This window comes from Erwinia sp. MYb416 (genome assembly GCF_037479575.1).
GTDB classification, from domain to species: domain Bacteria; phylum Pseudomonadota; class Gammaproteobacteria; order Enterobacterales; family Enterobacteriaceae; genus Erwinia; species Erwinia rhapontici.
The window spans coordinates 525,839-539,728 of record NZ_JBBGYT010000439.1 but is presented as its reverse complement, the minus strand read 5'-3'; the positions used below and the strand labels follow the sequence as shown (position 1 = coordinate 539,728).

At 53.8% G+C, this 13,890-nt stretch carries 9 protein-coding genes; 5 read left to right on the top strand and 4 right to left on the bottom strand.

Annotated elements, in window-relative coordinates; all coding sequences use genetic code 11:
- Window positions 1-167 precede the first annotated feature (167 nt).
- The gene (gyrA, locus tag WH277_RS21180) at window positions 168-2,804 is read left to right on the top strand and encodes a DNA topoisomerase (ATP-hydrolyzing) subunit A (RefSeq protein ID WP_339506787.1); all 2,637 of its coding nucleotides are present in this window, start codon (window positions 168-170) and stop codon (window positions 2,802-2,804) included.
- Between the two features lie 67 nt (window positions 2,805-2,871).
- Here the strand turns inward: gyrA and WH277_RS21175 are convergent, their stop codons facing one another.
- Complete coding sequence (locus WH277_RS21175; protein WP_241008267.1) at window positions 2,872-3,888, bottom strand: alpha/beta hydrolase family protein; 1,017 nt, start codon at window positions 3,886-3,888, stop codon at window positions 2,872-2,874.
- 76 nt (window positions 3,889-3,964) lie between these two features.
- Between WH277_RS21175 and WH277_RS21170 the strand changes: the two genes are divergently transcribed.
- The 3 genes from WH277_RS21170 to rcsC all read left to right on the top strand — a co-directional run bounded on the left by WH277_RS21170 (window position 3,965) and on the right by rcsC (window position 7,906).
- Window positions 3,965-4,660 carry a hypothetical protein gene (locus WH277_RS21170; RefSeq protein WP_339506785.1) on the top strand — a complete coding sequence of 232 codons (696 nt, stop codon included), beginning with the start codon at window positions 3,965-3,967 and terminating at the stop codon, window positions 4,658-4,660.
- A gap of 6 nt (window positions 4,661-4,666) precedes the next feature.
- Window positions 4,667-4,948, top strand: coding sequence for a helix-turn-helix domain-containing protein (locus WH277_RS21165; protein WP_339507060.1), 282 nt, complete (start codon window positions 4,667-4,669; stop codon window positions 4,946-4,948).
- Window positions 4,949-5,053: 105 nt separating this feature from the next.
- The gene (gene rcsC / locus WH277_RS21160; protein ID WP_133841424.1) at window positions 5,054-7,906 is read left to right on the top strand and encodes a two-component system sensor histidine kinase RcsC; all 2,853 of its coding nucleotides are present in this window, start codon (window positions 5,054-5,056) and stop codon (window positions 7,904-7,906) included.
- Between the two features lie 84 nt (window positions 7,907-7,990).
- Here rcsC and rcsB read toward each other — a convergent pair whose 3' ends face one another.
- Genes rcsB through WH277_RS21145 form a run of 3 tightly spaced genes read right to left on the bottom strand, consistent with a single transcriptional unit; the run spans window position 7,991 to window position 12,470 of the window.
- Window positions 7,991-8,638: a response regulator transcription factor RcsB gene (rcsB, locus tag WH277_RS21155; protein WP_062742930.1), complete on the bottom strand. Its 648-nt coding sequence runs from the start codon at window positions 8,636-8,638 to the stop codon at window positions 7,991-7,993.
- Between the two features lies 1 nt (window position 8,639).
- Window positions 8,640-11,300: a phosphotransferase RcsD gene (gene rcsD / locus WH277_RS21150; RefSeq protein ID WP_133841425.1), complete on the bottom strand. Its 2,661-nt coding sequence runs from the start codon at window positions 11,298-11,300 to the stop codon at window positions 8,640-8,642.
- Window positions 11,301-11,315: 15 nt separating this feature from the next.
- Entirely contained in the window at window positions 11,316-12,470 is a 1,155-nt protein-coding gene (locus WH277_RS21145) for an MFS transporter (RefSeq protein ID WP_212813086.1), read from the bottom strand.
- Window positions 12,471-13,268: 798 nt separating this feature from the next.
- On the opposite strand from WH277_RS21145, the gene WH277_RS21140 reads away from it, so the two are divergent.
- Window positions 13,269-13,880: a BapA prefix-like domain-containing protein gene (locus tag WH277_RS21140; RefSeq protein WP_339506783.1), complete on the top strand. Its 612-nt coding sequence runs from the start codon at window positions 13,269-13,271 to the stop codon at window positions 13,878-13,880.
- Window positions 13,881-13,890 lie beyond the last annotated feature (10 nt).

Below are 13,890 nucleotides of genomic sequence, written 5' to 3'. Positions count from 1 at the left end.
TGCCCCATTATACATGTTTACGCGTTGCGATGGGCAGGGGCGCGGGCCGGAGAGGGACAGAATGCAATAAAGCGGCCAAAGCAACGCTTTCCATTCAACACATGGCTGCTTTGTGATATACTTTCGCACCTTTGAATCCGGTAATAATACAGAAGGAAAGCGCCTCCATGAGCGACCTGGCCCGCGAAATTACACCGGTCAATATCGAAGAAGAGTTAAAGAACTCCTATCTGGATTATGCAATGTCGGTCATCGTTGGCCGTGCGCTGCCAGATGTCCGTGATGGCCTGAAGCCGGTTCACCGCCGCGTGCTTTACGCTATGAACGTCCTCGGTAACGACTGGAACAAAGCTTATAAAAAATCCGCCCGTGTCGTCGGTGACGTCATCGGTAAATATCACCCTCATGGCGACACTGCCGTGTATGACACCATCGTGCGTATGGCGCAGCCGTTCTCGCTGCGTTACATGCTGGTGGACGGTCAGGGCAACTTCGGCTCCGTAGACGGCGACTCCGCTGCTGCGATGCGTTATACCGAAGTTCGCATGTCCAAAATCGCTCACGAACTGTTGGCGGATCTGGAAAAAGACACCGTTGACTTTGTGCCTAACTACGATGGCACCGAGCAGATCCCGGAAGTGATGCCGACCCGCGTTCCCAACCTGCTGGTTAACGGTTCCTCAGGGATTGCCGTCGGGATGGCCACGAACATTCCTCCACATAACCTGACCGAAGTGATCAACGGCTGCCTGGCCTATATCGACGACGAAAACATTACCGTCGAAGGGCTGATGGAACACATCCCAGGCCCGGACTTCCCGACCGCCGCTATCATCAATGGCCGCCGTGGCATTGAAGAAGCTTATCGCACTGGCCGTGGAAAAATTTACATCCGCGCCCGTGGCGAAGTGGAAGTGGATGCGAAGACCGGCCGTGAAACCATCATCGTGCATGAAATTCCGTATCAGGTGAACAAAGCGCGCCTGATTGAGAAAATTGCCGAGCTGGTAAAAGAAAAACGTCTGGAAGGCATCAGCGCCCTGCGCGATGAGTCTGACAAAGACGGTATGCGCATCGTGATCGAAGTGAAGCGCGATGCGGTTGGCGAAGTGGTTCTGAACAATCTGTATTCACTGACTCAGCTTCAGACCTCTTTCGGCATCAACATGGTGGCACTGCACCAGGGCCAGCCAAAGATTATGCCGCTGAAGGATATTCTTGAAGCCTTCGTGCGTCACCGTCGTGAAGTGATTACCCGCCGTACCATTTTAGAACTGCGTAAAGCGCGTGACCGTGCTCATATCCTTGAAGCACTGGCCGTAGCGCTGGCGAACATCGATCCGATTATTGAGCTGATTCGCCGCGCTGCTTCTCCTTCTGAAGCGAAAGCGGGCCTGATTGCGCGTCCATGGGCGCTGGGTAACGTCTCCGCGATGCTGGAACGTGCCGGTGATAATGCGGCGCGCCCTGAGTGGCTGGAAGATGAGTTCGGTATCCGCGATGGTCAGTACTATCTGACTGAGCAGCAGGCTCAGGCGATCCTTGATTTACGCCTGCAGAAACTGACCGGACTTGAGCATGAAAAACTGCTCGACGAGTACAAAGAGCTGCTGGAGCAGATCGCAGAGCTGTTGCGCATTCTGGGCAGTTCCGAGCGTCTGATGGAAGTGATTCGCGAAGAGCTGGAGCTGATCCGCGATCAGTTCGGCGATGAGCGTCGTACCGAAATCACCGCTAACAGCGCCGACATCAACATCGAAGACCTGATCAACCAGGAAGATGTTGTGGTGACCCTGTCGCATCAGGGCTACGTGAAGTATCAGCCATTGACTGATTACGAAGCGCAGCGCCGTGGTGGTAAAGGTAAATCGGCTGCACGCATTAAAGAAGAAGACTTTATCGACCGCCTGCTGGTGGCCAACACCCATGACACCATCCTCTGCTTCTCAAGCCGTGGTCGTCTGTACTGGATGAAGGTTTATCAGCTGCCGGAAGCCAGCCGTGGTGCGCGTGGACGTCCAATCGTCAACCTGTTACCGCTGGAAGCCAACGAACGTATCACCGCAATCCTGCCGGTGCGTGAGTATGCAGAAGGCTTTAACATCTTTATGGCGACCGCCAGCGGTACCGTGAAGAAAACGGCCCTGAAAGAGTTCAGCCGCCCACGCAGCGCCGGTATCATTGCCGTCAACCTGCGTGACGACGACGAACTGATTGGTGTGTCACTGACCAACGGTAGCGATGAAGCGATGCTGTTCTCTGCCGCCGGTAAAGTGGTGCGCTTCGCAGAAAGCGCTGTTCGTGCGATGGGTCGTACAGCCTCTGGCGTGCGCGGTATCAAACTGGCAGAAGGCGATCGCGTGGTGTCACTGATTGTACCGCGTGACGATGGTGCCATCCTGACCGTGACACAGAACGGTTATGGTAAGCGTACGGCGAACACCGAGTATCCAACCAAGTCGCGTGCGACGCAGGGTGTGATCTCGATTAAAGTGACCGAACGTAATGGACCGGTTATTGGTGCGGTACAGGTTGTCGACAGCGATCAGATTATGATGATCACCGATGCCGGTACGCTGGTGCGTACCCGCGTGTCTGAAGTGAGCGTAGTAGGGCGTAACACCCAGGGTGTTATCCTTATTCGTACCGCTGAAGATGAAAACGTGGTGGGTCTGCAACGTGTGGCCGAACCGGTAGCAGAAGATGAACTTGATGCTATCGACGGCAGCGTCGCGGAAGGGGATGACGATATTGCCCCGGAAGTGGAAAGCGACGACGATGCACCTGAGGCCGATGACGAGTAATCGTTAAGGGTCTGATAAAAAAGCCGGTTCACTCTGAACCGGCTTTTTTTTACCTGAAAAACAGAACTTACTTAGCGGGCCGGGGCGCGAGAAAACCGTGGTGTTGCATAAACTGGCCGACGTCGGCCAGGGTTTTCTGGTGGATCACTTCCCGTTGCGCCGTTGGGGTTTCACAAATAAATGCCTCCCCTTCCTCTGCCAGAATCGCGGCGGCATTGGGCTGGCAGAGCGGTAGAAAGTCAAAGTGCCCGGCATCAGGCACGGTTATCAGCGGTAATTTAAGACGATCCACACCGAGATTCATCTTTCCGGTGGCACGAATAAAATAGTCTGCGGCGATGGTCAGCAACGGGATCTTGATGGTATCCAGACTGCTGCGGGTCAGTACGTAGCTCATGCCGGGGTCGAGGGCTATGACCCACTTCACCCTCGGATCGCGATAGCTGGCCGCCAGGCGCTGGTCGTCCGTGTTTTCCAGTCTGACGCCATCACGATAGTAAAACTGACAGTCTGGCATCTGTGGCATTGTCTGGCAGTAGTGGCTCATCTGCTGGCGGTTGGTGCGGGCACCGGCCAGCGCCAGCACGCTGTATCCGCCTTTAGAATGACCTATCGCGCCGATTTTTTCTGCATCGATGGTCTGCTGCCAGCGTGGAGCCTGAAGATAGTGGGTGAGCATAAAAGAGAGATCGGTTATCTGAAGGGTCAGATCGGTTTTTGGACTGGAATCTCCGGTGGTACTGCCGGGGTGGCTGGCGGCAATAACGATGGCACCGCGCGCTGCCAGAGGAACGGCCAGCCAGGCGAGACTGGCGTTATTACCGCCGCTGCCGTGGCTCAACACAATCAGCGGGAAACGGCCTGTTGCCAGCGGCGCATTCACGATAGCCGAGAACCCCGAAAAAACGCCATTCTCTGCCTGTCGCTGAGGGACTTGCTCGCTATGGCTGGGATAAAAAATACGCACATTCAGCGTGCGTGCGCGCTGGCTATCAACGATCGTTTCCTGCTGGCTGCCGACGGAATAGCACCACGCGGGGAGACTCAGTATCCATAGCATTGTGGAAATAATTAAACGCATCATATTCACTCGTCGTGTGGAAAAAGCCTATTATCAGGACATTACAGGCGCCTGGCGTCCTCGATCGCGATAGAGTCCTATGCTGATACCGGTTAATTTTTTGCTCAGCCTGGTGTGCGTGTTGCTGTTGGTGCAGCGCCGATACACCGGACACTTGTTTCAACTGCTGCTGTGGTTGTGTCTGATGCACAGTCTGATTGCCGGGCTGGCTATTATGCTGCCCGGGGAAAAGGTCTGGCGCGGATTGCAGCCCATCACGGCGGCGGCACTGCCGCTGATGTGCCGTCTGGCGCTGGCACAGGCAACCGGGCAGAGCGTACACGCCTGGCGCAGTGCGCTGGTGGTCATGTTGATGGTCGCCTGCGTGCTGTGGCTGCCGCAGGGGATTGACTGGCTGCTGCCTGCCATCTGGCTGGGCTGTGCCGGCCTGATGTTGCTGCGGCTGAAATCGGGCAGCGATGTGTTGCCGGAGGCGGTACTGAGCGAGAGTGATCTGACGCTGCGCGGCTGGCGGCTGCTGGCGCTATTGCTGGTTGCGGTAGCCTTACTGGATATCACCGTGTCCTGGTTAATGATATTTGCGGCGGCGGAGGGAACCCCGGGACTGTTATTAGCCGGAAATCTGACCATCGCGGCGGTGATGTCGCTGTTGCTGTTGTTAAGCCGTGTACCTGTTGCACCGCCTGTGATCAAGGTGACGCGGGAGGCCAGTGCAGAGGACCCGGATATTGTGGCCCGTATTGATGCACTGATGCAGGCCGGGCTGTACCGGTAACCTCAGCTGAACCTTGCGCGACTGGCGCGAAAAGCCGGGATCCCGACGCGGCAGGTATCCGCGGCGGTGAATGCCCTCTATCAGCAAAGCGTGTCTCAGTATGTGAATGGCTGGCGTATCCGCGAGGCGGGGGAGCGTCTGGCGGGCAGCCAGCAGACGGTGATTGAAGTGATGGAGAGCGTCGGTTTCCAGACCAAATCCAACTTTAATCGCGAGTTTCGCCGCATCACGGGTAAAACCCCATCTGAGTGGCGCAAAGATGCCTGGGAACAGGCTGAAAATCACTGAAATAGCGGCCTGCGGGCGTGCTGATAACTGGCTTTTTTACCATGCTGACGCTACTGTATCGGCAATCATTTTCTTTTGTCCGTTATGGCTGCCAGTGGGTTACGCTTGAAATATCTTGTCTCTTTCCGAACGACGTTAAAGATCTCCCGCTATCTGTTCCGCGCCCTGGCGTTGATGCTGTGGACGCTGGGCGCACTGCTGACCACGTTTTATATCATTAACGTCATACACGAAAGAGAATCGCAGGTACGCCAGGAATTCAATACCAGCTATGATCAGGCTCAGTGGTATGTGCGCCACTCAGCGGACGTCATGCGTGAGCTGAAGTTTATTGCGGAAAACCGCCTGAATACTGCGACCAGCAGCCTTGATGGACTGAGCGGTGTCTCTGCAGGCAAAGCATCGCCGCCACAGTTCTACCCTCTGTATGCGGATTCCGACTGCAATGCAATGAGCAATACCTGGCGCAACTCACTGGAGCCTCTCAGTTATTTCCTGAGTTACTGGAAAGAAAATTTCGCTTCCGCCTATGAACTGAACCGGGTGTTCTTTATCGGTGGCGACAGCACCTGCCTGGCGGATTTCGGCCTGGGCACGGCATCCGTCGATCGTGAACGCGCGATGAAATCGCTGCGCGAGCGCATCCTGAAGTACCGTAATGGTAACGACGACGAGCGTAAAAACAGCCTGTTCTGGATCTCTCCGGCGGCACAGCCCGGCGTTGGCTATTACTACATGATCACCCCGGTGTATGTGGCCAATAAGGTCACGGCTCTGCTGGGCATTGAGCAGAGCATCCGTATGGAAGACCTGATCCTGCCGGGTAGCATGCCGGTAACGGCCACGCTGGTGGATCAGAATAATCAGCGTCTGCTCTCTTCTGCGCGCAATGGCCCGGATTTCTCAGCGGATGACCTGCCTGATGACGCCGCCTGGTTTGGCTATATTTCCGGCTACAATCAACTGATCATGAAGAAAAGTCTGTCACCGTCTTCGCTCAGTATCGTCTACTCGGTGCCGACCAATGTGATGATTGAACGGCTGAAAATTTTGATTATCAACGCCCTGTTGCTGAACCTGATCAGTGCGGTAGTGCTGTTTACGCTGGCATGGCTGTTTGAACGCAGAATGTTTTTGCCCGCAGAAGATAATGCCCACCGGCTGGAGGAGCACGAGCAGTTTAACCGTAAAATTGTGGCCTCGGCGCCGGTCGGGATCTGCATTTTGCGCACCAGTGATGGCACCAACATCCTCAGTAACGAGCTGGCTCATAATTATCTCACCATGCTGACTCAGGAAGATCGGCTGCGCTTAACCGAGATTATCTGTGGACAGCAGGTTAACTTTGTCGATGTGCTGACAGGCAGTAATACCAATCTGCAAATCAGCTTTGTCCATTCGCGCTACCGCAATGAGAATGTGGCGATCTGCGTGCTGGTTGACGTCAGTGCCCGCGTCAAAATGGAAGAGTCATTACAGGAGATGGCTCAGGCCGCAGAGCAGGCCAGCCAGTCCAAATCCATGTTCCTGGCGACCGTCAGCCATGAGTTGCGTACGCCGCTGTATGGCATTATCGGTAACCTTGACCTGCTGCAAACAAAATCTCTGCCGCCGGGCGTTGAGTCGCTGGTGACGGCCATGAACAACTCCTCCAGCCTGTTGCTGAAAATCATCAGTGATATTCTCGATTTCTCCAAAATTGAGTCTGAGCAGCTGAAAATAGAACCCGCTGAGTTCTCTCCGCGTGAAGTGGTGGCACATATCACTTCCAACTATCTGGCAATGGTGGTGAAAAAGCGTCTGACGCTGTGGTGCTTTGTCGACAGCGATGTTCCAGCCACGCTGGATGGTGACCCGATGCGTTTGCAGCAGGTCATCTCCAACCTGCTGAATAATGCTATTAAGTTCACTCATACTGGCGGGATCATCCTGCAGGTTTACGTCAAAGATGGGTATCTGGCTTTCCGCGTGCGCGACAGCGGCGTGGGGATCCCGGCAAAGGAGTTGACGCGTCTGTTTGACCCGTTCTTCCAGGTCGGAAGTGGGGTACAGCGTAACTTCCAGGGAACCGGGTTGGGGCTGGCTATCTGTGAGAAGCTGATCAATATGATGGACGGTGATATTGAGGTCGACTCTGAGCCGGGCATGGGCAGCCAGTTTATTATCCGTATTCCGCTCTATAACAGCCGGGTGATAGCGCCAGAGTTGCAGGACGGTCTGCACGATAAGCAGTGCTGGCTGGCACTGCGTAATGAGCAGTTGGCCACGTTCCTGACGCGCTTGCTGGGCGAACACGGTATTCAGGTTCAGCGCTACGAAGGCGAGGCGGCGGCAGATGACGTGATGATTACCGATCATGATTTCCTGCCTGAGCAGGCCGTACGTGCCACTATCCGCTTTGACAGTCGCCACAATGATGCACCACAGCATCTGGGCGCGGGGCACTGGGTTTGTGCGACAACCACGCCGCACGAATTACCTTCATTGCTGGCGCGGATCTACCGGGTGGAGGCGGATCAGCCTGAAGGCGGGCTTGCCGTACTGGCGAAAGAAGCGCAAACCGCCGCGCATGATGACATCCTGATCCTCGTGGTCGACGATCATCCGATCAACCGTATGTTGCTTTCCGATCAGCTCGGATCGCTGGGTTACCGCGTGAAAACGGCGCGCGACGGTCTTGATGCACTTAACGTGATCGGCCGTAACGAGATTGATATCGTGTTGACCGATGTCAATATGCCGAATATGGATGGTTATGGCCTGACACGACGTCTGCGCGAACTGGGGAAAACGTTCCCGGTGGTGGGCGTGACGGCGAATGCGTTAGCGGAAGAGAAACAGCGCTGTATTGATGCGGGAATGGATAACTGTCTGTCTAAGCCGGTGACGATGGATACATTACAGCAGGCGTTAACGTTATATGCGCAGCGGGCAAGAGAGAGCAGGGCGAACGTTTAAATCATAAAGGCTGACCAAAACAGAAGGTCAGCCCCTGCAGATGTAGGGGCGACCATTTTTCCGGTCGCCCCGTCAGTCTTAAACTTAATCTTTAACCGGTGACATGCTGACTGATGACAGATAGTTCAGCAGCGCAATATCGTTATCCACACCCAGTTTCATCATGGCTGATTTCTTCTGGCTACTGATCGTCTTAATACTGCGGTTCAGTTTCTTGGCAATTTCGGTTACCAGGAAGCCTTCAGCAAACAGACGCAGCACTTCGCTCTCTTTCGGTGACAGACGCTTGTCGCCGTAACCGCCCGCGCTGATTTTCTCCAGCAGTTTCGCCACGCTATCCGGCGTATACTTTTTGCCTTTCTGCAATGCGGCCAGAGCCTTAGGCAGGTCGGTTGGTGCACCCTGCTTCAGTACGATGCCTTCGATATCCAGATCCAGCACAGCGCTGAGAATGGCTGGGTTATTGTTCATGGTGAGAACAATGATCGACAGATCAGGATAGTGACGCTTGATATATTTGATCAGTGTAATGCCATCGCCATATTTTTCGCCTGGCATAGACAAATCTGTCACCAGAACGTTGGCATCAAGCTTAGACAAGCTGTTAATTAATGCAGTGGAGTCTTCAAACTCACCGACAACATTGACCCATTCAATTTGTTCGAGCGACTTACGAATGCCGAACAGAACAATGGGGTGATCGTCGGCAATAATGACATTCAGGTTATTCATATTATTGGTTACCTTGCTGCAGCAGGTCATTGACGTAATTGTCAATTTCACTGGTGGTATTTTTGATGTTTGAATCGTCACACTGTTCAATGTGATGTTCTAACGTTTCACAAAGCTGCTTGCCGGGTAATAAATTTAACATGGCAAACACGCCTTTCAGCCGATGCGCAGTCTGAGCAAGCGCAGTAAAGTCCCTGTTTGCGGCCTCATTATACAGTCTCTTGACATCATCGGGTACTGTATCGACGAAAAGCTGGAAGTAACCACTGGCGAAAAGTTGAGCCGTGGTCTGTTGTTCCGCATTTTCGTCACCCAGCTCGTCCTGAGCCAGTTGCTGTTCAATCAACGTCAGCAGCGCATCCTGCATCGCACTGCTGATATTGAAATTGACCCGGTACTGATTGGATGAAATCTGGCAGAAACCCGGTTCATCACCGGAGAGCAGTAATGACCAGGGCGTCAAATGCTCAGGTTCATCCGTTACCAGTACATCGTGTTCCTGACCGGAGAAACGTTCGTCTGGCGTAATGCAGTTCGCTCCCCAGTCTTCAAGCTGATGTACGACGATTTTACGCACGTCATCAACGGTAATATCAATCAGGGCGTTGACGCCCTCCAGGAGCTTCTCTTCCTGTACCAGCTGGGGTTCCAGCGGCGTATGGAGCTGGATGCTGTAGCGCGAGCCGATATCCGGGCTGGCGCTGATATCCAGATGGCCACCTAACTGTTTGCACAGTTGCTTACACAGGAAAAAGGCCATGCCTGAGGCTTGACCATAACGGTCCTGATGAGTCTCACCCAGGTACGGGAAATCCGTGTTCGACATTTCGTCAGCCGAAAGACCAGCACCAGTATCAACAATCTCAATCGACAGGCGATCCGGGCGATCGTCGGGGGCGCTTACGGTGACGCTGACCCGGCCCCAGGTTGTGGTGGTCACGGCATAGTGCAGCAGCGTGGACAAGATCTTACTGATTGCCCGACGATCGCCAAAACGCGTCTCATCGCTGCTGCGGTGATTGGCGATCATCAGCGTCAGACCTTTGCGGCGCATAACCGGTAGCAGCTCAGCCACCAGCTCATCCAGCAGGGTTTGCAGATTGAAACTGCCTGCGTCCGGGGTCCAGTCGAGGGTTTCCAGCTGGTTCAGTAACACAATATCGTCAACCAGACGACTGAGAGCCTGAGAGGCTTCCAGCGAGGTATCCACCTGTTCGTCCGGATGTGCGGCAGCCAGCGCTTGCAGGCTGGTGATCACCTCGTTCAGTGGACGCTGCAACGCGTGACCGAGATTCTGCAAGAGCTGTTGGCGTGACTGATGGTTTTTATCCAGCACCTGCTGTGCTTTTTGCAGCTTTTTGTTCACCAACAACTCACGATCCTGATCGCGCATCATAAACACCTGCGTATGCGGTGAAATCATGCTGCGGGCATGACGGATCTCATACACCTCGTTGTTCACCGTGGCCTGCAAAACACCCTGATGTTGATCGGACATATTGATGATTTTTTGCAGATTGAGATGCGGCAGCAGGTGCTCAGCAATTTTATTGCTGATAAGGGTGCGGTTATTGGCAAAATCATACACCAGCAGCCCCACCGGGAGCGTACCGACGATCTCTTCATTCAACAGGCGCAGCGACTCCAGCTCGGCACTCTGGTTTTCACTGGGGCGCAACGACTGCTGGCGCAGCAGGAAAAGACCCGCCAGTGACATCAGCAGCAACGCGAGATTAGCCAGCAGCGGCCACAGCAGATTATGTAAGGTATCTACCACCAGCCCGGTGATCGGTACACGATAGATCAGCTGTAAGGGTGTGCTGGCCAGTGAACCGGCAATTTCGATATTAGGGTTAACCCAATTGATGCGGGTGGTGCTGCTGCTGTCCTGATTATCATCCCCTTCGGCAACCGGGGTGGTATCCTGCTTTAGCTGGAAATTCTCCAGCGGCATATTCAGCGGAATAATGTCGTTCACCGGCAGATCGAAAGCCACCACGGTCGCCAGATGCCCCGGCTGATTGAAGGTGGTACGCACGGTGAAGTAGTGGTCATTCTGCCAGGTAAAACGGCGCAACGGCGAGAAGCTCTCACGCTCGTCCAGCGCATTAGCCTGTTGCAGCATCTCGGCGCGACGTGCCTCAACGATGTTGCTGATCGCGCTTTCTTTATAGCGTGAGGCCATATCTTTTAATGGCAGGGTAGAGACCAGGATCAGGCTGTTGTCCTGCCCGTTGAGGAAATACATCGACCAGGTGCTGTTCTCGGCACCCCATAAGGTGTCGAGATAGTTGGACATACGCAGGGTCATATCCAGCGTGCCACTGTCGTGTGAACCAAAAATCAATGCTTCGGTTTTACGCCGGGTTTTCTCCAGATAATAGACATCCTGACGTAGACGGGTTTCCTGCAAACTGTTGCCCGCCGTGCCCGCCGCATTGGCTGCCAGGTTTTCATAAATCTGCCAGGTGGCGAAGCGATAGGTATCAATACGCTTTTGCATCGCGTGAGTGATATCCGCCATCGCGTAGCGCTTTTCTGTCAGCCAGGCGTTAACTGCATTGTGGATCATAAATCCTGATGCCAGTACCAGCACCAGAATAAACAGTGCAAAGAAGCGCGTAACATTGCCGGAAGTCAGTGGAAATTTATATGGCAACATGCAGTGAAACCCCGGTTAACGAGTAATCTGTCGGGCGCTGGCAGCAACGACCAACAGCAGCGCCGCAATGCCGCTGAACGCGACGGACAGGCTGGATAATTGAGAAATAAAACCGACCAACGCGGGCCCTGCAAGAATGCCGGCGTAACCGATAGTGGTCATCGCCGCGATGGCCAGATTGGCGGGCATCACTTGCTGCTTTCCCGCTGCGCTGAACATAATTGGCACGGCGTTTGAAGCACCAAACCCCACCAGCAGAAAACCGGCCAGCGTCCAGGTGGCATCCGGTATCGCCACTGCCAGCACCAGGCCACCCGCCGCGCATAATGAACCGCAGAATAACGTTGCTGTGCGCCCGAACACGTTGACGATGCGGTCGCCAAACAGGCGGCCAATGGTCATGGCGATGGAAAATACCGCGTAACCCAACCCGGCTTGTGAGGCGGGCAGGTCACGGTTATGGGTCAGAAACAGTGCGCCCCAGTCAAGAATGGCACCCTCGGTTAAAAACAGAATAAAACAGAGCACGCCAAGGAACAGTACCCAGCCGCGCGGCATCACAAACAGCGGCATATCGGGCTGGTGCAGACGCTGGCTCAGCAGGTGCTGCTGGCAGTAAAGCCACAGCAACACCAGCAAAACATTGATCATCAGTATCGACACTAACGGAGAGGCACCGAGCGCGAGCGCAGCGCTGACCAGTCCGGCACCCACAATCCCGCCCGCGCTGAAGAAACCATGAAACCCTGACATCATCGCTTTTTTAGCCGTTTTTTCGACCTCGACGGCCTGGATATTCATGGCAACGTCGATCAGACCGATGGCGGCACCGAAGATCATCAGCGCCAGCGCCAGTGTAGAAGGGCTGGAGAGCGTTGCCAGTAGGGGTAAGAGCAGCAACAGCAACAGACTGCCCGCTGCAATAACGCGTTTGCATCCCAGACGACCCACCAGCATCCCGGTCAATGGCATCGCAATCAGCGAGCCTAATCCAAGAAACAATAACAGGGTGCCGAGTGAGCCATCGCTCAGCAGGGCACGATCTTTCGCATAAGGAACCAGGGGGGCCCAGGAGGCCATGCCGATACCGGCGATTAAAAATACCGCACGCGTGGCACGCTGTGTTGCCAGCGCTTTTTCCTCTGAGGCAGAGCCTTCCAGTATCGTCATTGTATCCATTTTGCCTGTCGCGTAATCAACCCCATTTTTTACCACAATTGTTGCCAGTTAAGAAGCTAAACCCTGCCTGCGAAGGCGATGCCGGGCAGGGTGCAACACAGAAAGACAGGATGGGCAAAGTTAATAACCTGGATAAATAGGGCGGTGAATCAGAATTGTCCCTTAACGCCAGCTTTTAAGAAGGTTCCTGGCTAAGGCTGAGCCTCTTTTACTTAACTCAAATTATTGTGAGGGAACATAAAATGCCGATTTTCACTGTTGAACCCGGAGCGGGGTTGGTGGCTTTTTAAGCTATTGCCTGCTTGTGCTTACGGTCACGAATCAACATGAAATTTTCGCGTCATTAACCCCGCGTTATTACCACGGTTAAATCGCTTTTATGCCTGAAAGTGTCTAAACGGCCATCATCAAACTAATTTTTCTGTTAACTAAATCAAATCATTAATCAGTGGTTGCACTATTTTTCAGCATTTTTTGGCAATTAATCGGCTACTGTACTAAACCATTAAATTAAAATAATTAATCGCATCGATAAATTTTAATCAAATCACACATTCATTTTATTAATTATATGTGAATGAGGAATTAAACAAAAAATAAGTCAGTTTCAGCAAATTTAAGCCATTTTTTTCAGGGAGAGTCACTCTCTGACTGTGCATCAGGTGAAAAGTAACGCCCAACACGGTGTGAAAATATTTTGTTTAAGGTGAGCTAAAAGTGAAGTTTTTTTTCACTTTTCTCGCGTTGAACTTCTAAATCCTGTTATCTGATGTACATGAGGTTACTAAAATGGCACAGCTCAATGATGGCCGCGTAGACATTCTCTCACGCGACGACGGCTCTATTCTCTCCCAGGCCAATGCGGGCTCGTCCAGGAACGTTCTCCTTAATCAACCCAGCATCGTAAAAGTGCATGGCACGCGCGAAATGGTGGCCGAATACGAGCGCCAGGGTAACGACCTCATTCTGCACATGAAAGATGGCACCACTGTGCGCTATCAGCAGTTCTTCTTGGATGACGTGGATGGCGATCACAGCGAACTGGTGTTCGATGACGGAGTTAATCCGCCGGAACACGCTCTGTTCCCGGTGACCAGCGAGTTTGCCGATGCGCAGACCGCGATGGTCATCACGCCGCAGTATGAATCCCTGGGAAGTATTGAACCTCTGCTGCTGGCTGATACCGGGGCGGGTCCGGGCCTTGTCACCGCTGCAGGTCTGGGTGCGCTTGGCCTGGTGGGGCTGGGTGCTGCCGCACTGGGTGGTGGCGGCGGTGGTGGTGGTGATGATGGCGGTAATGGCGGTGGGACCAACCCTCCCAATCCTCCTAACCCTCCTGCTAACGGGCCGACACTGACCATTGGCACCTTCGCGGGCTATAACGTATTGAGCGCCGCATAAAAAGAGACCA

Bases quoted from the DNA above. Each gene is read 5' to 3' on its own strand.
- WH277_RS21145 (WP_212813086.1), bottom strand. From the start codon at position 12,470: ATGACGATACTGGAAGGCTCTGCCTCAGAGGAAAAAGCGCTGGCAACA.
- gyrA (WP_339506787.1), top strand. From the start codon at position 168: ATGAGCGACCTGGCCCGCGAAATTACACCGGTCAATATCGAAGAAGAG.
- rcsD (WP_133841425.1), bottom strand. From the start codon at position 11,300: ATGTTGCCATATAAATTTCCACTGACTTCCGGCAATGTTACGCGCTTC.
- WH277_RS21170 (WP_339506785.1), top strand. From the start codon at position 3,965: ATGCTGATACCGGTTAATTTTTTGCTCAGCCTGGTGTGCGTGTTGCTG.
- WH277_RS21175 (WP_241008267.1), bottom strand. From the start codon at position 3,888: ATGATGCGTTTAATTATTTCCACAATGCTATGGATACTGAGTCTCCCC.
- rcsB (WP_062742930.1), bottom strand. From the start codon at position 8,638: ATGAATAACCTGAATGTCATTATTGCCGACGATCACCCCATTGTTCTG.
- WH277_RS21140 (WP_339506783.1), top strand. From the start codon at position 13,269: ATGGCACAGCTCAATGATGGCCGCGTAGACATTCTCTCACGCGACGAC.